The following is a 17,039-nucleotide window of genomic DNA, read 5'->3' as shown; positions in this document are numbered from 1 at the left end:
ATATTACCATCCTTTCTATTCTTACACTGTTGATGGTCCTTGGCTCCTTCACAAATCTTAACAAACCTTCATACAAAGTTGATAAGGTTGTGATTGATGCTGGACATGGCGGCAAAGATAGTGGAACTCGAGGCGTAATGTCAAAGGAAAAAGACATAGCTTTAGATATTGCTTTGGAATTAGGTGAGATTATTAAAGAGTACTTGCCTGATGTTGAAGTCATTTATACTAGAACTGATGATAATTTTGTTGAACTTGATGAACGCTCGAACATTGCAAACAAAAATGGTGCCGACCTCTTTGTTTCTATTCACTGCAATGCGGTGGAATATAGTACAAAAGTGCATGGTACAGAGACTTGGATAATGGGATTACACAAGTCGGAGACTAACTTAAATGTGGCGAAGAGAGAAAATGCTGTAATTTTGATGGAAGAAAATTATGAAGAAAAATATGAAGGCTTCGATCCTAATGATCCAGCATCGCATATTCTTTTTTCTTTATATCAAAATGCCTATTTAGCTAATAGTTTGAATTTGGCTGAAAAAGTTGAATACCAGTTTGATAAACGAGTTGGTCGTCATAGTCGAGGTGTAAAGCAAGCAGGATTTGTAGTTTTGTTTAAGAGCTCTATGCCTAGTGTTTTAATTGAGACTGGATTTCTAAGTAATTCACAAGAGGAGAGATATTTGAACGATGATCTCGGTCAAACGTATATAGCATCTGGAATCTTTAGAGCCATTCGAGATTACAAAGTCGAAATTGAATCAATGAACTAAAAAAACTATATAAATTGAAAATAGCTAAAGAAATTAAGGTTGCGGTATTAGCAATCACAGCAATTGTAATATTTTATTTTGGTTTTAATTTTTTGAAAGGAATTGATTTTTTCAATCCTTCCAATGAGTATTATGCCGTTTACGAACAAGTTGATGGTCTTACGGCATCAAATCCTGTATTGCTCAGTGGACTCTCAGTGGGAAGGGTTAGCAAAATTGAAATTTTACAAGACCAGGAGAATAAGCTAAAGGTATATTTCGAAGTTAGGGAAGATATTACTTTAGGTGACGAATCAGTGGCGTTATTGGCTTCTGATATTCTAGGTTCGCAGACAATTGTTTTAATCAGAAACACAGTAACTGAAGCATTGCCAGAAGGAAGTGAAGTTATTGGAGATATCGAACCTGCTTTAACAGAACAAATCCAAGAACAGGCATATCCTGTTCTGAAAACTTTAGATTCAGTTGGACAACATCTCAATCATATTTTGGCTAATATTGATAAAAATGAGGATGCTATTCAAAATATAATGCTCAATGTGGAGCAAACCACTCAGAATTTAGCGAAGATATCAGAAAAGCAAGCTACCATTACCGCTTTAATTGATGATTTTAAGAAAATATCAGCCACCCTTGCCGATGAAAAAAGCGGTCTGAAAGCATTATTGAAGAAAACGAATGGGATTGCAGACTCAGTTAATGCTCTAGAATTAGCTAGAGTGGTCAATAGATTAGATACAACTTTAATTACAATCAATAATACCGTAGCTTCTATGCAAGATGGTGAAGGTACTGTGGATAAGTTATTGAACGATGATTCATTATATTTGAATCTAAATCAAACATTGGTGGATCTTGATGCTTTATTAATTGATATGAAAGATCAACCAAAAAAATATGTTCACTTTTCTCTTTTTGGTAGAAAAGATAAAGGAGACAAAAAGAAGTAACGGAAGCACTAAATTAATTATTAAATATACCAGGAAACGACTCAATGGATATCGCATTTAATAAAAACGAAGACCTCAATAAGCAAGAGGTAGATAAACTAAAACACAAGCTAGAAAAAGTATATTTGGGAGGTGGCGAAAAAAAGATTGCCTCGCAACACGAAAAAGGGAAGCTTACTGCTAGAGAACGCATAGCCTATCTTTGTGATGATGAAACAGAGTTTTTGGAAATCGGAGCTTTCGCGGCAGATGGTATGTACAAAGATGTAGGAGGTTGTCCGTCAGCAGGAGTTGTGACAGGAATTGGGTATGTAGAAGGCCGTCAGGTGATGATTGTTGCCAATGATGCGACCGTTAAAGCTGGAGCTTGGTTCCCAATGACTGCCAAAAAGAATTTACGTGCACAGGAAGTGGCCATGGAAAATAGATTACCTGTCATTTATTTAGTAGATAGTGCGGGCGTTTTTTTACCCATGCAAAATGAGATCTTTCCTGATAAAGAACATTTTGGTAGACAATTTAGAAATAATGCAAAAATGTCTTCAATGGGAATTATCCAAGTAGCAGCAATCATGGGAAGTTGTGTTGCTGGTGGTGCCTATCTGCCTATTATGGCCGATGAAGCAATGATTGTTAATAAAACGGGCTCAATATTTTTAGCTGGTTCCTACTTAGTGAAAGCAGCTATAGGCGAGGACATCGATAATGAGACCTTAGGTGGGGCAAGTACACATTGTGAGATTTCAGGGGTTACTGATAATAAGCATGAGACCGACCAGGATTGTTTAAATGATATCCGCAGAATATTCAATAAAATAGGAAGCTTCGAAAAGGCTGGATTTAATCGTGAAAAACCAAAAGCTCCAGCAAAAGATGAAAGGGAAATTTACGGTTTACTCCCAAATGATAGAGTAAAACCCTACGATACCAGAGATATTATCGAAAGGTTAGTCGATAATTCTGAATTCGATGAGTACAAAGAATTATATGGACAGTCAATAATTTGTGGCACTGCCAGAATTGATGGTTGGGCTGTTGGAATAGTAGCCAACCAGAGAAAGGTGGTGAAAACTAAAAAAGGAGAAATGCAGATGGGTGGAGTGATTTACTCTGATTCTGCAGATAAATCGGCTCGTTTCATTATGAACTGTAATCAACGTAAGATACCGTTAGTATTCCTTCAGGATGTTAGTGGTTTTATGATTGGCAGCAAGTCTGAGCACGGTGGCATAATAAAGGATGGGGCAAAAATGGTGAATGCCATGGCTAATTCTGTTGTGCCGAAATTTACAATTGTTATTGGTAATTCCTATGGGGCAGGAAATTACGCCATGTGCGGAAAGGCATATGATCCAAGACTGATTTATGCGTGGCCAACTGCTCAGATTGCAGTAATGAGTGGAGCTGCTGCAGCGAAAACATTATTGCAAATAAAAGTAGCTACTTTGAAAGCAAAAGGTGAAGAGATTTCCGAAGAAGACAAGGAAAAAATGTTGAAAGACATAACTGATAAATATAATGAGGAGCTATCTCCTTATTATGCAGCTTCAAGATTATGGGTAGATGGAATTATTGATCCACTAGAAACACGAAAAGTAATTTCGATGGGAATAGAAGCAGCTGACCACTCGCCTATTGAAAAGCAGTTTAATGTAGGAGTTATTCAAACCTAAATCATTTAAAGTTGGAATTGGATAAAAAGGAATTTAAGGCATTAGTTTCACTGTTGGAAGATGATGATGAGGAAGTAAATCGTCATGTAGAAGGAAAAATCATGTCCTTGGGCAGTGATATTATTCCATTTCTGGAAGAGCAATGGGAAAACAGTTTTGATCCTAATATCCAAAGCAAAATTGAAGATATGATCCATACCCTTCAGTTTTCTAGATTGAAGGATCGAATTCGTGAATGGAAAGATAACGGAGGTGAGAGTTTGCTGGAAGGGATGTGGTTGATTTCACTGTATCAGTATCCTGATACAGAGCTTAATGAATTGAATAAAGAAATAGAGCAGATCTACTATGATATTTGGGTCGAGTTGAAGGAAGACCTACATCCATATGATCAAATTAAGATCATCAATGGGGCCTTATTTAACAAATTGAAGTTTAGGGCCAATACCAAGAATTTTCATTCTCCTAATAATTCTTTCTTAAAATCTGTTTTGGAAAGTAAAAAGGGAAATCCTATTTCACTATCAGTGGTTTACATGTTGGTTGCTGAAAAACTAGGATTACCTATCTATGGAGTCAATTTACCCAACCTATTTATCATAACTTATAAAAGCGAGGAAGTCCAATTCTATGTTAATGCCTTTAACAGAGGTTTAATTTTTTCAAACAAGGACATTGATAATTATTTGTCTAATCTAAATTTGACTCCAAAAGCAACCTATTATCAACCTTGTTCTAATGAAGATATAGTTAAAAGAGTATTGCGTAATCTCATTATGGCTTATGATAAACTAGGTGAACATCACAAATCAGAAGAGGTAAAAGAACTGCTAATTGAAGTTTCTGGTGGGATTGACTTTGATGCTTTAGGGCTTTAAGTCAGATTCAAACAAATGAAATACTCCTTTAACTCAAAAAAGGCCAGCTTATAGCTTTTATTGAATTCATCTTTTTTGATAGTCCCCCTCATCAAAGTCCATTCCTTATTTTCTGGTTTGCAATTCAAGTGCTCCCTGAAATCTAATTCTCTTTTCATAAACAGCTTGTATAGGACTTCCTTGGCTGACCACATTTTAGAATAGTAAACCAAATTGTCTTGGCAATATTCCATTTCCTGAGGAGTGTAAAGCCTTGGAGCAATTTTGACCATTTTGGCTTTAGGTTTTTCAATATCTATACCCACATCCAGCTTATTTCCAATACTAAGTGCGATGTAATTTTCAGTATGAGAAAGTGAAATGTCATATTCTGAATTAGGTATTTGTGGTTTTCCATATTCATTTCTGAAAATAGGCAGGTCAGAAATATCCAGTTGATGTAAAACAGTTTTGCACAACATCCTGCCTGCCATAAACTCCAATTTCTTTTCTGGATGCGTGGTTTCTAACAGTATTTTTTCATCAATGAGGCTGAGCTGGACATTTTTGAGGTAAAACTCTAAATCCTCTTCGATTTTCCAAACAGCCAAATGAATATTATCGTTGATTTGCCTTATGTATTCTAATGCCATCTCGTAACTTTACAATATGCCTAAAATTAATGTAGAAAAAATTCAAACCCTAACGGGACACAAAGATTGCTTGTATGTGGTAGAGCCTGCAAGCAAGAACCATCTCTTTTTTTCTGCTGGAGGTGATGGGATTGTAGCGCTATGGGATCTAAAAGATCCTGAATTGGGAACTATGGTGGCTAAAGTTAAGAACTCAATATATGCGCTCCATTATTTAGAAGATAGCAATCAGTTGATTGTTGGGCAGAATTATGAAGGAATTCATTTGGTTGATGTGATGGAAAAACAAGAGCTCAAATCATCAAAAATAACGGATGGTGCTATTTTTGACATAAAAGTAGTCAACAAAATTATTTTAACTGCTTGTGAAGACGGACAACTGGTTTTATCTGATTTAAATGACCTTAGTACAATTGCCAAATTGAGATTAAGTAGTAAAAGTGCAAGAACTATAGCAGTTCATCCTGATGGAAATGAAATTGCAATTGGTTTCAGTGACAATTCTATTAAAATACTTTCTACTTCAGATTGGCGTTTGAAAAAAGAGATCAAAGCACATGATAATTCAGTTTTTACCCTACAATATTCATTTGATGGAAATATATTGTTGAGTTCAGGTCGTGATGCCCATTTGAAAATCTGGGATGTGAAGGGGGATTATATTTTATTGGAATCCATAGTGGCTCATATGTACGCAATTAATAATATCAGTTTCAGACCAGATGGAAAATATTTTGCAACTTGTAGTATGGACAAAAGCATTAAAATTTGGGATGCGCAAACATTCAGACTGTTGAAAGTAATTGATAAAGCGAGGCACGCAGGTCATGCCACCTCCGTGAATAAATTACTTTGGACTGATTATCAAGATCGGTTAGTAAGCGCAAGTGATGATCATACTTTGTCAATTTGGGACATACAAATGAATAAATAAAAATAAGGCTGTATATTTATATCTTGAAAAAGTGAAATACTTTTCTTAGCATTAAGACAAATCCTAGTCAAATGCGTTATTCAAAATATCAACAAGTAAAATTATGAAGATTACTCCTTTAGAAATAAGACAAAAAGAATTCGAAAAAGGCTTTAGGGGCTATGATAAGGATGATGTCAAAGCATTTTTAGCTTCTCTTTCACAGGAGTGGGAGCGTGAGATGGATTTGCAAAAGGAGTTAAAACTGAAACTTGAGGGTGCCGAAAAAGAAGTTGAAAAACTTCGTCAAGTGGAAAGTTCACTTTACAAGACTTTGAAAACAGCAGAAGATACAGGAGCCAATGTGGTGAGCCAAGCCAACAGAACAGCAGAATTACATTTGAAGGAGACGCAAATGAAAGCAGATAAATTATTGTCTGTTGCTCAGGATAAAGCTAAATCTATAGTAGAAGACGCTAATAATAAAGCGCAAACCATTTTGGAAGAAATGGAAGACGAGCTTAAGGAAGTGGCAGAAGGATTCAAACAATTAGAAAATCACAGGGATAATGTGGCCGAAGAGCTTAAAAATTTAAGCAATGGTTTGAATGATAAGGTGAAGAAGATCGAAGACCGCATGCAACATGTGGATATTGAAACGCACCTCAAAAGAGCTAGGAAAGCAGTCAAGAAAATCCAAAATGCCGATGAGTATGAATTGGAAGAGATTAAGTCTAAGCCAATATCCCAAGAAGAAGCAAAGGCTCCAAATGTAGAGAAAACAGCAAAGAAAGAAGAGCCCGTTAAGAAAGAAACTAAAGAAAAAAAGGAAGATGGGGGAGAAGATACTTCCTTTTTTGATGAAATTACTGCTGATTAAAAATTTCAATAGACATTTATGAAGGGAAAAGTAGCACTCTCCGGAATGGCTTTTTACAGCTATCACGGCTATTATGTAGAAGAGAATAAATTAGGAAATCATTATACTGTTGATTTGGTAGTAGAAACCGAATTCGATCAAATGGATGATAATTTGGAGAGCACTTTAAATTACGAAACCCTCTATAAAACCACGGCTGAAGTGATGGAAAAACCGCTCAAATTATTGGAAACACTTGCTTTTCATATCGGGAAGAAGATCCTAAAAGAAAATGAATCTGCTATTAAAGTATTGGTTCGTGTCAATAAACAACAACCACCAATTGGAGCTTTGTGCGAGAAGGCTTATGTGGAATTAGAGGTGGATATGGATATGTTGTCTTAATTTTTTTAAATTAGATTAAAATTTAATTGATGAAGGAAGATATTAGGTGGAAACAAAGGTTTTCAAATTTTGAAAAAGCTTTATCTCAACTTCAAGAAGGTATTGAGAATAATGGTGCTGACCCAATTAATATTATTAAGGAAGGGATAGTGCAAAGATTTGAATTCACTCACGAATTAGCCTGGAAAGTTTTAAAGGATTACCTTTTATATGAGGGTATCCAAAATGTGACAGGTTCCCGTTCCGCCACTCGTGAAGCATTTAGAATTGGTTTGATATCAGATGGGCAGAAATGGATGGAAATGATTGAAAGTCGTAATAATACTGTTCATACTTATAATGAAAATATATTAAAGGTGGAATATGATAAAATCATCAATCAGTATTTTTCATTATTTATTGACTTCCAAACTAAAGTAAAATCACTATTATGAGTTTTGGTTTGCCCAATAGCTTAATTGAGAAAATTACAAAAATCCTCCAAAATTATCCAGAAGTGGAGGAAGCTCTAATTTATGGTTCCAGGGCAAAAGGAAACTACAGAGAAGGCTCAGATATTGATATGGTTTTAAAGGGTGAGCAGCTAACTGAATCTATTAAAAATCAAATATTCTGGGAAATAGATGAGCTGAATTCCCCTTACACTTTGGATTTATCAAATTACCAGGGAATCACATCTAAAGAATTAATTCAGCATATCGGTAGGGTTGGTAAACCATTCTTTCAAAAAGAAAATCAAGCCCAATCCTAGGATTAAATTAAATACATTCATTTCTAATTTGCCTTTTTGTTGAATTTATAGCTATTTCACATTCAGAAATATTGAACAGAACTATAAGCTATGGAAACGACTCAAAAATATAATCCTGAAACTTACAAAACACCAACCGGAAGCCAATTGAATTGTAAAGGCTGGGTACAAGAGGCCGCACTTCGAATGTTGCTTAATAATCTCGATCCAGAAGTAGCCGAAAGACCAGAAGATTTAATTGTATATGGTGGAAGGGGTAAGGCGGCCCGAAATTTCGAATCTCTCGATTTAATCATTAAAGCCTTAAAGGATTTAGAAGAGGACGAAACATTGGTGGTACAGTCCGGTAAACCGGTTGGAATTCTGCCTACTCATAAAGATGCTCCAAAGGTATTGATTTCCAATTCACAGTTAGTACCGAACTGGGCAAACTGGAAGCATTTTGACGAGCTTGAGAAGAAGGGTCTGATGATGTATGGTCAAATGACGGCTGGCAGCTGGATTTACATTGGTTCACAAGGAATTGTTCAAGGTACTTATGAAACATTCTCAGCTATAGCCAATAAAGATTTTAACGGAAGTTTGAAAGGTACTTTGACAGTAACGGCAGGATTAGGTGGAATGGGAGGTGCTCAACCACTAGCTGTTACCATGAATGATGGTGTTTGTTTGGTAGCAGAAGTAGAGCAATGGAGAATTGATAAAAGATTATCCACTAAATATCTGGACGAATCAATCCAGGATATGGATAAGGCAATTGACCGTGCTTTGGAAGCTAAAGAGAACAAGGAAAGAGTATCCATAGGAGTGCCTTGTAATGCTGTGCATCTTCTGGAAAGATTGAAAGAAAGAAACGTTATTCCTGATGTGTTAACTGATCAAACCTCAGCTCATGATCCCCTGATTGGCTATGTGCCGCATCAAATTAGCTTGGAAGAATCCAATGTTTTAAGAGAAGAAAATCCTGATCGATACGAGGAGTTATCTTACGAGTCCATGTACAGACATGTAGAATTGATGCTGGAATTACAAAAATCAGGAGCGGTTACATTTGATTACGGGAATAATTTGCGGGCTAGGGCTCAGGAAAAAGGCTTGAAAAATGCATTTGATTTCCCTGGATTTGTTCCTGCTTATATCCGTCCATTATTTTGCGAAGGCAAAGGTCCTTTCCGTTGGGCCGCACTTTCTGGTGATCCTGCTGATATAGCGGAGACCGATAGAGTGATAAAAGAATTGTTTCCTGAAAACGAATCTTTAATGCGTTGGATGGATATGGCGCAAGAGCGAATTGCTTTTCAGGGCTTGCCTTCAAGAATTTGCTGGCTAGGACAAGGAGAAAGAGAGAAAGCAGGATTAGCTTTCAATAAATTAGTGAAAGAAGGAAAAGTGAAAGCACCAATTGTAATAGGTAGAGATCATCTGGATACGGGTTCGGTAGCTTCGCCTAATAGAGAGACCGAAGCAATGTTAGATGGATCTGATGCCGTTGCAGATTGGCCATTATTAAATGCCATGGTCAATACTGCTGGTGGTGCTAGCTGGGTATCATTGCATCATGGAGGCGGAGTGGGTATGGGTTATTCCATACATGCCGGAATGGTGATTGTAGCAGATGGAACAGATGAAGCTGAGAATAGACTAAAAAGAGTCTTGCATAATGACCCCGGAATGGGTGTTATCCGTCATGCTGACGCAGGCTATGATATTGCCAAAGATACTGCTCGTAAGCATAAATTGGATATTAAAGAACGATTGAAGTAGTATTAGTGATGAAGTTTAATCCTGTCAGGTTTCTACAACTTGACAGGATTTCTATGTTAATTACCAATACGCATTTCTCTTTGCCTCATAGGCATGGCATCAATAGTTTCGAATAGTTTCTTATTTGTGATAGGAGAGATTCTCCTCGATTTTACCCCTCCATCTTTTCCAATCAGTAAGTTGTAATAAAGTATGCTCTGATCAATATTTAATTCCTTCATGGTCTGATCAAAATTAAGTGCATTATCTTTTTCTGAATTCCATACTTTAACTTGTCTATCTCTCAGGAGAATCACTTTCAAGTCACGGACATTGTAGCCCTCGTTGTTTCTTATTATTTCTGCAAGTTGATTATCTAATTGTGAAGACTTCACTTCTCTTGTGTAGATAATCAACAGTCTATTTTCCCATTGAAAATCATCCAATCTTGTATTTTGTGCTTGAGTGCAACTCATGAATATCATTAGAGATATGAAAAGATATAGATATCGCATAATTTACAAACAAAGTATCAAGGAGGTTGTTTAACAGCTTGCAGTTTCTCTAAATTACAATCACCCCAAAGGCACAGCTGTGGTATCCGTAATTTTCTTCATTACAAAAGAACTTTGGATATTGGCCAAGTTCTCATTAGTGGAAAGTTTATTCACAATAAAATCCTGAAATGCATTCATGTCTTTTACCAAGATCTTCAGGTGATAATCGTATTGCCCAGCCAAGTGATAACATTCGGTAACCTCGGGAATTTTTTCGACATGTGCCTCAAATTGAGCTAGCTTGTCTTTTGTATGTTTTTCCAATCTTAACATGCATAATGCCATTAATCCTTTACCTGTTTTGTCGGCATCAATGAGTGCGACATACTGACCAATAACACCTGTTTTTTCCAATCTTTTTACCCTTTCATAAACTGGTGTTATGGTTAAATCAAGCTGAGCAGCTAACTCTTTGTTTGTTATTCGTGCATTCTTTTGCAATAGCTTTATGATTTGTATATCGATCTTGTCTAATCTGATAATAGAATTATTTTCCATTTGTACGTTTTAATAAGGCTTTTAAAAGTTATAAATTCTATATTAAACTTGAATATAGATTTATTTTCTTCAATATATAAAATTCAAGAATTATTTTCTAATTTTATAAAAAATGATAGAAATTATGAGCGAGCATTCTTTTTCACCGGAAAGTCAAATGATGTCCTTTGGCTATAAGCCAGAATTATCAGAAGGAGCCATTAAATGTCCAATTTTTCAGACGTCAACTTTTGCTTTTAAAAAGGCCGAGGATGGTAAAGCTTTTTTTGAAGTTGCTTACGGAAAAAGGGAAAAGACTGATGAGGAAGAATTAGGCTTGATTTATAGCCGATTAAACAATCCAAACCTTCAAATTACAGAAGATCGACTCTGTTTGTGGGATAAAGCAGAAGATGCTGCTATTTTTGAAAGTGGAATGGGAGCTATTAGTAGCATGTTGATGGAATTCTTAAATCCTGGTGATGTGCTCTTGCATTCCGTACCAGTTTATGGTGGAACTGATCATTTTATTAATCATGTACTTCCAAAATGGGGGATTAAAGCGGTTGGGGTTAATCCTTATCAAGATAAGGAAGAAGTGATGAAAGAGTTAGAAGAAAGTGGCTTGAGAGATCAGGTGCGCTTTATTTATCTGGAGACACCTGCAAATCCTACCAATGCCTTAGTGGATATCGGAATGTTTAGAGAAATTGCTACAGCCTTAGAAAAAGAGGACGAGCCGATTTATATAGGAGTTGATAATACTTATATGGGTCCGGTTTGGCAGCATCCATTACAGTTAGGTGCGGATTTAGTAATCTATTCGGCTACAAAGTATATTGGCGGACATAGTGATTTAGTAGCCGGTGCATGTCTGGGTTCAGCCGAACTGATTAAGCGAGTGAAAGGGTTTAGAACTTTTATGGGAAATATGGCGGGACCGCATACAGGTTGGTTACTCATGAGAAGTTTGGAGACTCTGAAAATCCGAATGGAAAAGCAGGCAGCTAACGCAGAGCAAGTAGCACACTTTTTGAACGATCATTCCAAAGTTGAAAAAGTATATTATTTAGGGAATCTTAAGCCAGAAGACGGTCGTCAGTACGAAATATTTAAAAAGCAATGTAGTTCGAATGGAGCCATGGTCGCTTTTGATGTTAAAGGTGGAGAAAAAGAGGCCTTTAAATTCTTAAATAGCACGAAATTGATAAAGTTGGCTGTCAGCTTAGGGAGTACTGAATCATTAGCAGAGCATCCTGCTACGATGACCCATTCAGATGTAGATGAGGAGTTAAGAAATAAAATCTCGATTACTTCTAAACTAGTAAGAATATCAGTAGGAGTGGAGGATGCAAAAGATTTGATTTGGGATATTGAGCAGGCTTTAGATAAAGTTTGATGCAATAGTTTGAGAGTCTGGGAGGTAGATTTCAGACTCACCTATGTTTTATCGGCATGAGAGGGTTAAGGCTTTCTAATCCTCTCCGATTATCACATCCGTATTAAAAGTGAATTGAACAAATATTTTAATACATCATTTAAATTTTAAAAAATAAAAACTTACCTTTGCGCGCTCATTTAGAGAACGGCTGTACAAATTGTTAATTACTTAGCCAAATATGAGTGCATGAAACAATATTTTAAATTATTTGACCTTTCTCAAAAAGTAGATTACAAAACTGAGGTTTTATCTGGAATTACAGTTGCAATGGCTTTAATCCCAGAAGCTGTGGCCTTTGCATTTGTGGCTAAACTTTCTCCCTTAACTGGCTTGTATGCTGCTTTTGTGATGGGACTGGTAACTGCTATTTTAGGAGGAAGACCTGGTATGATCTCTGGTGCAACAGGTGCCATAGCCGTAGTAGTTGTTTCATTATCGATAAAATTTGGTGTAGAATATGTTTTGGCAGCTGTTATACTGTCAGGAATTATTCAAATACTTGCTGGAATATTCAAGCTCGGAAAATTTATGCGTTTAGTTCCGCATCCAGTAATTTTCGGTTTTGTTAATGGGCTTGCGGTAATCATTTTCACCTCTCAGCTAGCTCAATTCAAAGATGACGCTGGGAATTGGTTAACAGGTGAACAACTTTACATTTTATTGGCATTGGTTTTCGGTACTATGCTCATCGTTTGGGGCTTACCTAAGATTACTAAAGCGGTCCCTTCTTCTTTAGTGGCTATCCTAGTAGTATTTGGTGTGGTAGTTTACTTTGGTATCGATACAAAGACAGTAGGAGACGTGGCTTCAATTAAAGGTGGATTTCCTCCATTTCATTTCCCTGCAATTCCTCTGACTTGGGAAACGTTCATGATTATTCTGCCCTACTCCGCTATTATGGCTGCAGTGGGTTTAATTGAAAGTCTATTAACGCTCAACATTATTGATGAAATAACGGAAAGCAGAGGAAGAGGTAATAAGGAAGCAGTTGCCCAAGGAACTGCCAATATCCTTTCTGGTCTGTTTTCAGGCATGGGTGGATGTGCAATGTTAGGCCAGAGTTTGATAAATATTTCAAACGGAGCTCGTGCACGATTATCAGGAATAGTAGCAGCGGTGATGTTATTGGTTTTCATCATGTTTGGATCTTCTTATATTGAATTGGTTCCTATGGCTGCTCTGACGGGTCTTATGATTATGGTGGCAATTGGAACCTTTGAGTGGGCAAGTTTAAAGACACTCAATAAGATGCCAAAGTCAGACATCTTAGTCATGGTATTGGTAACTTTAGTGACGATAGTATTGCATAATCTAGCTTTAGCTGTAATAGTGGGAGTCATCATAGCAGCATTAGTTTTTGCATGGGATAATGCCAAAAGAATTAGAGCTAGAAAAAGAGTAGACGAAAATGGCGTAAAGTATTATGAGATTTATGGGCCATTGTTTTTTGGTTCTGTCGCTGCTTTTAATGAAAAATTTGACGTGAATGACGATCCTGAAGAGGTTGTTATTGATTTCCAAGAAAGCCGCGTGGTTGACATGTCAGCGATTGAGGCCTTGAATAAGATTACAGAAAGATACCTGAAGGTAGGGAAGAAAATCCATTTGAAGCATTTGAGTCCTGATTGTAAGAGACTTTTAGAAAATGCTGATAAGATTATTGATGTTAATGTAATAGAAGACCCTAATTATAAATTAGTGGTTGATAAAGTTTAGTTTTTAGTTTTTAGTTTTTCATAGTGAGTAGTTTTGGTTTAGGTTAGAAAGCCGGGAGTAGTGACCCGGCTTTTCTTTTTTTATTATTTTATATAGAACCTAATAATCAATTTCATATTTGATAATGAATATCAAATAGATATGTTCTTTCCTTGTGTAGATTACTAATAGGCTCTATTTAACTTTTAGATAAAGCGTTTATTTCTTCAAGACTAAGCGTTCTGTTATATATCCTTACTTCATCAATTGCACCACTAAAAGGCGCGCATGGTCCAGTTGAACACTCACCAATTCCAATGTGAAATGGATTTGTTGATTCCAAATAGCTTCCACAATTAGAAAAACCGCTTTCTAAATTTGAGATATCTCGCTGTATTCCATTGGCATACAATTTAAAACTAGAAGGACTGAAATTTCCGTTCCAAGTACCCACTACATGATACCATTTATTCGCTTCTAAAATACCTGTATCCGTTACCCTACCATCAAATTTATTACCGTCAGTGGCATAAAATATATTAAGTCTTTGATCTTCTGTAATACCAAATACAAAACCTATTCTTTCATTACAAGCGCCTTCTACGCCTGTTCCGTTATAATTTGAAAGAATTCTTGCAGTACTGCCCACTTTAGATATATAAATCCAGGCGGCAAAACTGGCTCCACTACTTAAGTTTTCATCTATTTCCGTAGAGGTAACAATATTATCATTTACCCCATCAAATTGATAGGCCTTACCTGATTGTTGGTTGCGGTCTTCAAATGCGGATGCTCCATTATTTAAAAATCCATGAAATTCATTACCACTATAATCTTCTGCATCACCATCGAAAGGATAATAAGCAATTAAACCACTTGTTGGCAGTACAATAATTTCCTTTTTACTAATATTACCTTCTGGCTCTTGTTCTGATGTTACCTTTAAAGTAGCCTCATATACACCTGGAATATTATATTTAACTACAGGATTTGGTTCTAGAGAGGAAGAGGGGGAAGCCTCCTTCGAAATCCCATTCCCAAGCGATAGGGGAACCCTCTGAAGTATCGGTAAAAGTAATTTCATTTCCTTGATTAACAATGGAGTCGCTACTTTCGAATGATGCTTTTACAGACTTAACAACTGCAATAAATTCTGATTTCACTTCTCTGTCAGAGCTGTTTTCATTTGAAGCCGTTAAACTTATATTATAAATTCCAGATTCTTCAAATAATACAGTAGGGTTTTGTAAGGTGGAAGATTCAATGTTCTCACTTCCAAAATCCCATTCCCATGAAGAAGGGTTGTTGGTTGATTGGTCGGTGAATGTTACAAATTCACCTTCAAAAATTGTGAGTTTGGAGGCGGTAAAATTTGCATTAATTTCTGGAATGTTTTCATCCTCTCCCTCACATGAACTTAAAATTACTAGACTGAAAATAATAATGGATAATCTTTTAAACATGAAGTTTTTTTTAAAAATGTGAAATGTGTCTTTTGTTGAAGAAATAGTAGTTTTACTACAAATTCTTCATAGAAAAGTGGCGCAAAATAATATATATTGTTTTAATTAAAAAGTAATTAATTAAGACTTTAGTATTTCAATTATTTTAATAATACCAATTAGATTTACTGATATTAGGCCATGGATTATATGAGGCGCTGTATAGATTTATTATATATAATTTGATTATTATACATTAAATAGTGCCTTTCACTCAAAAATAGAAATCGTACTGATTTACTCTTCCTCCAAAGTCGGCAAATTCAACTTACCAAACGCACTTTTTTCCTTCATCAGTTTCTCAATTTCCTCACTTTTTCTAGGAGCATCATTTGATAATAATTCCACCCCGTCTTTTTTAATTAGGTAATCATCTTCAATTCTAACGGGTATGTCCCACCATTTTTTATCACAAGGGCTACCTTCGGGAATATAAATTCCGGGTTCTATGGTAATTACCATATTTGCTTCAAGCGTTCCATATTCCCCTAAATCATGCACATCCAATCCAATATGATGACAACATCCGTGCGGATAGTAACGATGTCTTCCTGTAGCTGGGTCAATCAGATCTTCTTCATTTAGGCTTTCTACGATTCCCAAATCCAATAAGCCTTCATTTATAATGGCTAGGGTGGTGTCAAATACGGCTGAAAAAGGTACTCCTGCTTTGGCAATTGATGCTCCTGCCTCTTGTGCTTTATAAACTAAATCGTAAATGGCCTTTTGTTCTTTAGTGAATTTTCCATTTACAGGAATTGTTCTAGTCACGTCTGCGGTGTAGCCGTGATACTCAGCACCTAAATCCATCAATATCAATTCTCCGTCTTCAATTTCAGGCTTATAGTTATCAATGTAATGGAGAACGCAGCCATTGTGCCCTGCACCGACTATACTCGGATAGCCTTCATATTCTGCTTTGTATTTCTTATAGATAAATTCATGCATGCCTTGTACTTCTAATTCAGACATACCAGGTTCCATAGCTCGCATTACCTCTGCTTGTCCTAGTGCGGAAATTTTTACAGCTTTCCTTAATAAGTCAAGTTCTTCTGCTGTCTTAATTCCACGCATTGGACGTAATAACTCATCCAATAATCTGGTATTCAGATTATTCTCTTGGGGTTCTGGAGTAATATCCAAATTACTGTCATCCGGATAATTAACCTTTTGCTTAAATTGTGCAATCAAATCATATAAATCTCCCTTCTCTCGAGTTTGTCTCACATCGTCCTGGAAATCATAAAATAATACTTGGTCAAATTTGGAAAAATCAATAGGAAAAGATTCAAAGTTCGGTGTTTCAAATGCAACCTCTAATTGTAAATCTTTCACTGCCTCAGCTGTGCTTACCCTACCCCCATCATATAATTCAGCCAAGGCATTTCTACCTCTCACAAAAATGATTTCATTCATCGATTGGTCATTGATCTCTTGCTCTTCCGAAAATATCATAAGTAATGCATGAGGTTGCCTGTGCCCTGTCAAATAGTAAAAATTTGGGTCTTGGTGATATTTGAAATTCACATCATTAGCTCGGTTTCGAATCGGATTTGAAAAAAACACAGCTACTGAGTTTTCAGGCATTTTATTTCTTAATATATCTCTTCTCTCTTTATGAAAGTCATTTGATAAAAAATCCTGGGGTTTTTGAACTTGGCCGAAGACAGAAGTTGAAATTATAATGATCAGTAGAAGCGTTTGAAAGATTTTCATGATTTTAATTTTTTTTGAATTTAAAAATAAAATACTGAATCAGCCCTAATTTTTATATCAATGGTTTA

General features: G+C 36.1%; 18 protein-coding genes. 12 read left to right on the top strand and 6 right to left on the bottom strand.

Features of this window, described 5'->3' with window-relative positions; translation table 11 throughout:
* Window positions 1-32 precede the first annotated feature (32 nt).
* The 4 genes from Q3Y49_RS17240 to Q3Y49_RS17225 are packed head-to-tail and all read left to right on the top strand — an operon-like array spanning window position 33 to window position 4,280.
* On the top strand, window positions 33-779 hold the full coding sequence (locus tag Q3Y49_RS17240) for an N-acetylmuramoyl-L-alanine amidase family protein (protein ID WP_303272120.1): 747 nt from the start codon (window positions 33-35) through the stop codon (window positions 777-779).
* A 14-nt stretch (window positions 780-793) separates the two neighbouring features.
* On the top strand, window positions 794-1,729 hold the full coding sequence (locus Q3Y49_RS17235; protein ID WP_303269879.1) for an MlaD family protein: 936 nt from the start codon (window positions 794-796) through the stop codon (window positions 1,727-1,729).
* Window positions 1,730-1,773: 44 nt separating this feature from the next.
* Entirely contained in the window at window positions 1,774-3,402 is a 1,629-nt protein-coding gene (locus tag Q3Y49_RS17230) for an acyl-CoA carboxylase subunit beta (RefSeq protein WP_303269878.1), read from the top strand.
* A gap of 11 nt (window positions 3,403-3,413) precedes the next feature.
* A complete protein-coding gene (locus Q3Y49_RS17225) occupies window positions 3,414-4,280 on the top strand; it encodes a transglutaminase-like domain-containing protein (RefSeq protein WP_303269877.1) in 867 nt (288 codons plus the stop codon).
* Here the strand turns inward: Q3Y49_RS17225 and Q3Y49_RS17220 are convergent.
* Window positions 4,277-4,912 (bottom strand): 4'-phosphopantetheinyl transferase family protein, encoded by a 636-nt coding sequence (locus tag Q3Y49_RS17220; RefSeq protein ID WP_303269876.1) that lies wholly within the window; start codon window positions 4,910-4,912, stop codon window positions 4,277-4,279. The two genes, Q3Y49_RS17225 and Q3Y49_RS17220, sit on opposite strands and share 4 nt — an antisense overlap.
* 16 nt (window positions 4,913-4,928) lie before the next feature.
* Between Q3Y49_RS17220 and Q3Y49_RS17215 the strand changes: the two genes are divergently transcribed.
* The 6 genes from Q3Y49_RS17215 (at window position 4,929) to hutU (ending at window position 9,604) form a co-directional block, all read left to right on the top strand.
* Window positions 4,929-5,846, top strand: coding sequence for a WD40 repeat domain-containing protein (locus Q3Y49_RS17215; protein ID WP_303269875.1), 918 nt, complete (start codon window positions 4,929-4,931; stop codon window positions 5,844-5,846).
* Window positions 5,847-5,949: 103 nt separating this feature from the next.
* Window positions 5,950-6,705, top strand: coding sequence for a DivIVA domain-containing protein (locus tag Q3Y49_RS17210; RefSeq protein WP_303269874.1), 756 nt, complete (start codon window positions 5,950-5,952; stop codon window positions 6,703-6,705).
* A gap of 18 nt (window positions 6,706-6,723) precedes the next feature.
* Complete coding sequence (gene folB, locus Q3Y49_RS17205; RefSeq protein WP_303269873.1) at window positions 6,724-7,089, top strand: dihydroneopterin aldolase; 366 nt, start codon at window positions 6,724-6,726, stop codon at window positions 7,087-7,089.
* Window positions 7,090-7,118: 29 nt separating this feature from the next.
* Window positions 7,119-7,523, top strand: a complete 405-nt coding sequence (locus Q3Y49_RS17200) for a nucleotidyltransferase substrate binding protein (protein ID WP_303269872.1) — start codon at window positions 7,119-7,121, stop codon at window positions 7,521-7,523.
* Window positions 7,520-7,840: a nucleotidyltransferase domain-containing protein gene (locus Q3Y49_RS17195; RefSeq protein ID WP_303269871.1), complete on the top strand. Its 321-nt coding sequence runs from the start codon at window positions 7,520-7,522 to the stop codon at window positions 7,838-7,840. Before Q3Y49_RS17200 ends, Q3Y49_RS17195 begins: the two co-directional genes overlap by 4 nt.
* Before the next feature lie 90 nt (window positions 7,841-7,930).
* A complete protein-coding gene (gene hutU, locus Q3Y49_RS17190; protein ID WP_303269870.1) occupies window positions 7,931-9,604 on the top strand; it encodes a urocanate hydratase in 1,674 nt (557 codons plus the stop codon).
* Between the two features lie 56 nt (window positions 9,605-9,660).
* Here hutU and Q3Y49_RS17185 read toward each other — a convergent pair whose 3' ends face one another.
* Together Q3Y49_RS17185 and Q3Y49_RS17180 are read right to left on the bottom strand one after the other, a co-directional pair.
* Window positions 9,661-10,059 (bottom strand): DUF4174 domain-containing protein, encoded by a 399-nt coding sequence (locus Q3Y49_RS17185; protein WP_303269869.1) that lies wholly within the window; start codon window positions 10,057-10,059, stop codon window positions 9,661-9,663.
* Window positions 10,060-10,158: 99 nt separating this feature from the next.
* Window positions 10,159-10,638, bottom strand: a complete 480-nt coding sequence (locus tag Q3Y49_RS17180) for an Lrp/AsnC family transcriptional regulator (protein WP_303269868.1) — start codon at window positions 10,636-10,638, stop codon at window positions 10,159-10,161.
* Window positions 10,639-10,762: 124 nt separating this feature from the next.
* Here Q3Y49_RS17180 and Q3Y49_RS17175 point away from each other — a divergent pair, with 124 nt between their 5' ends.
* Window positions 10,763-12,016: a cystathionine gamma-synthase family protein gene (locus Q3Y49_RS17175; protein ID WP_437439981.1), complete on the top strand. Its 1,254-nt coding sequence runs from the start codon at window positions 10,763-10,765 to the stop codon at window positions 12,014-12,016.
* Between the two features lie 228 nt (window positions 12,017-12,244).
* Entirely contained in the window at window positions 12,245-13,774 is a 1,530-nt protein-coding gene (locus Q3Y49_RS17170) for a SulP family inorganic anion transporter (RefSeq protein ID WP_303269866.1), read from the top strand.
* Window positions 13,775-13,952: 178 nt separating this feature from the next.
* Here the strand turns inward: Q3Y49_RS17170 and Q3Y49_RS17165 are convergent, their stop codons facing one another.
* From Q3Y49_RS17165 to Q3Y49_RS17155, 3 genes are all read right to left on the bottom strand, one after another.
* Entirely contained in the window at window positions 13,953-14,837 is an 885-nt protein-coding gene (locus Q3Y49_RS17165) for a LamG domain-containing protein (RefSeq protein ID WP_303269865.1), read from the bottom strand.
* Window positions 14,731-15,216, bottom strand: a complete 486-nt coding sequence (locus tag Q3Y49_RS17160) for a PKD domain-containing protein (protein ID WP_303269864.1) — start codon at window positions 15,214-15,216, stop codon at window positions 14,731-14,733. Before Q3Y49_RS17160 ends, Q3Y49_RS17165 begins: the two co-directional genes overlap by 107 nt.
* A 276-nt stretch (window positions 15,217-15,492) precedes the next feature.
* A complete protein-coding gene (locus Q3Y49_RS17155) occupies window positions 15,493-16,971 on the bottom strand; it encodes an aminopeptidase P family protein (protein ID WP_303269863.1) in 1,479 nt (492 codons plus the stop codon).
* Window positions 16,972-17,039 lie beyond the last annotated feature (68 nt).

Origin of the sequence: Marivirga harenae, from assembly GCF_030534335.1 — a bacterium.
In the GTDB taxonomy this organism is placed as follows: Bacteria; Bacteroidota; Bacteroidia; order Cytophagales; family Cyclobacteriaceae; genus Marivirga; species Marivirga harenae.
The sequence above is the reverse complement of the archived record's forward strand: the minus strand, read 5'-3'. Positions and strand labels throughout refer to the sequence as shown.

Bases quoted from the DNA above. Each gene is read 5' to 3' on its own strand.
- folB (WP_303269873.1), top strand. From the start codon at position 6,724: ATGAAGGGAAAAGTAGCACTCTCCGGAATGGCTTTTTACAGCTATCAC.
- Q3Y49_RS17160 (WP_303269864.1), bottom strand. From the start codon at position 15,216: ATGTTTAAAAGATTATCCATTATTATTTTCAGTCTAGTAATTTTAAGT.
- hutU (WP_303269870.1), top strand. From the start codon at position 7,931: ATGGAAACGACTCAAAAATATAATCCTGAAACTTACAAAACACCAACC.
- Q3Y49_RS17155 (WP_303269863.1), bottom strand. From the start codon at position 16,971: ATGAAAATCTTTCAAACGCTTCTACTGATCATTATAATTTCAACTTCT.
- Q3Y49_RS17200 (WP_303269872.1), top strand. From the start codon at position 7,119: ATGAAGGAAGATATTAGGTGGAAACAAAGGTTTTCAAATTTTGAAAAA.
- Q3Y49_RS17180 (WP_303269868.1), bottom strand. From the start codon at position 10,638: ATGGAAAATAATTCTATTATCAGATTAGACAAGATCGATATACAAATC.
- Q3Y49_RS17210 (WP_303269874.1), top strand. From the start codon at position 5,950: ATGAAGATTACTCCTTTAGAAATAAGACAAAAAGAATTCGAAAAAGGC.
- Q3Y49_RS17195 (WP_303269871.1), top strand. From the start codon at position 7,520: ATGAGTTTTGGTTTGCCCAATAGCTTAATTGAGAAAATTACAAAAATC.
- Q3Y49_RS17165 (WP_303269865.1), bottom strand. From the start codon at position 14,837: ATGAAATTACTTTTACCGATACTTCAGAGGGTTCCCCTATCGCTTGGG.
- Q3Y49_RS17220 (WP_303269876.1), bottom strand. From the start codon at position 4,912: ATGGCATTAGAATACATAAGGCAAATCAACGATAATATTCATTTGGCT.
- Q3Y49_RS17185 (WP_303269869.1), bottom strand. From the start codon at position 10,059: ATGAGTTGCACTCAAGCACAAAATACAAGATTGGATGATTTTCAATGG.
- Q3Y49_RS17215 (WP_303269875.1), top strand. From the start codon at position 4,929: ATGCCTAAAATTAATGTAGAAAAAATTCAAACCCTAACGGGACACAAA.
- Q3Y49_RS17170 (WP_303269866.1), top strand. From the start codon at position 12,245: ATGAAACAATATTTTAAATTATTTGACCTTTCTCAAAAAGTAGATTAC.
- Q3Y49_RS17175 (WP_437439981.1), top strand. From the start codon at position 10,763: ATGAGCGAGCATTCTTTTTCACCGGAAAGTCAAATGATGTCCTTTGGC.
- Q3Y49_RS17240 (WP_303272120.1), top strand. From the start codon at position 33: ATGGTCCTTGGCTCCTTCACAAATCTTAACAAACCTTCATACAAAGTT.
- Q3Y49_RS17230 (WP_303269878.1), top strand. From the start codon at position 1,774: ATGGATATCGCATTTAATAAAAACGAAGACCTCAATAAGCAAGAGGTA.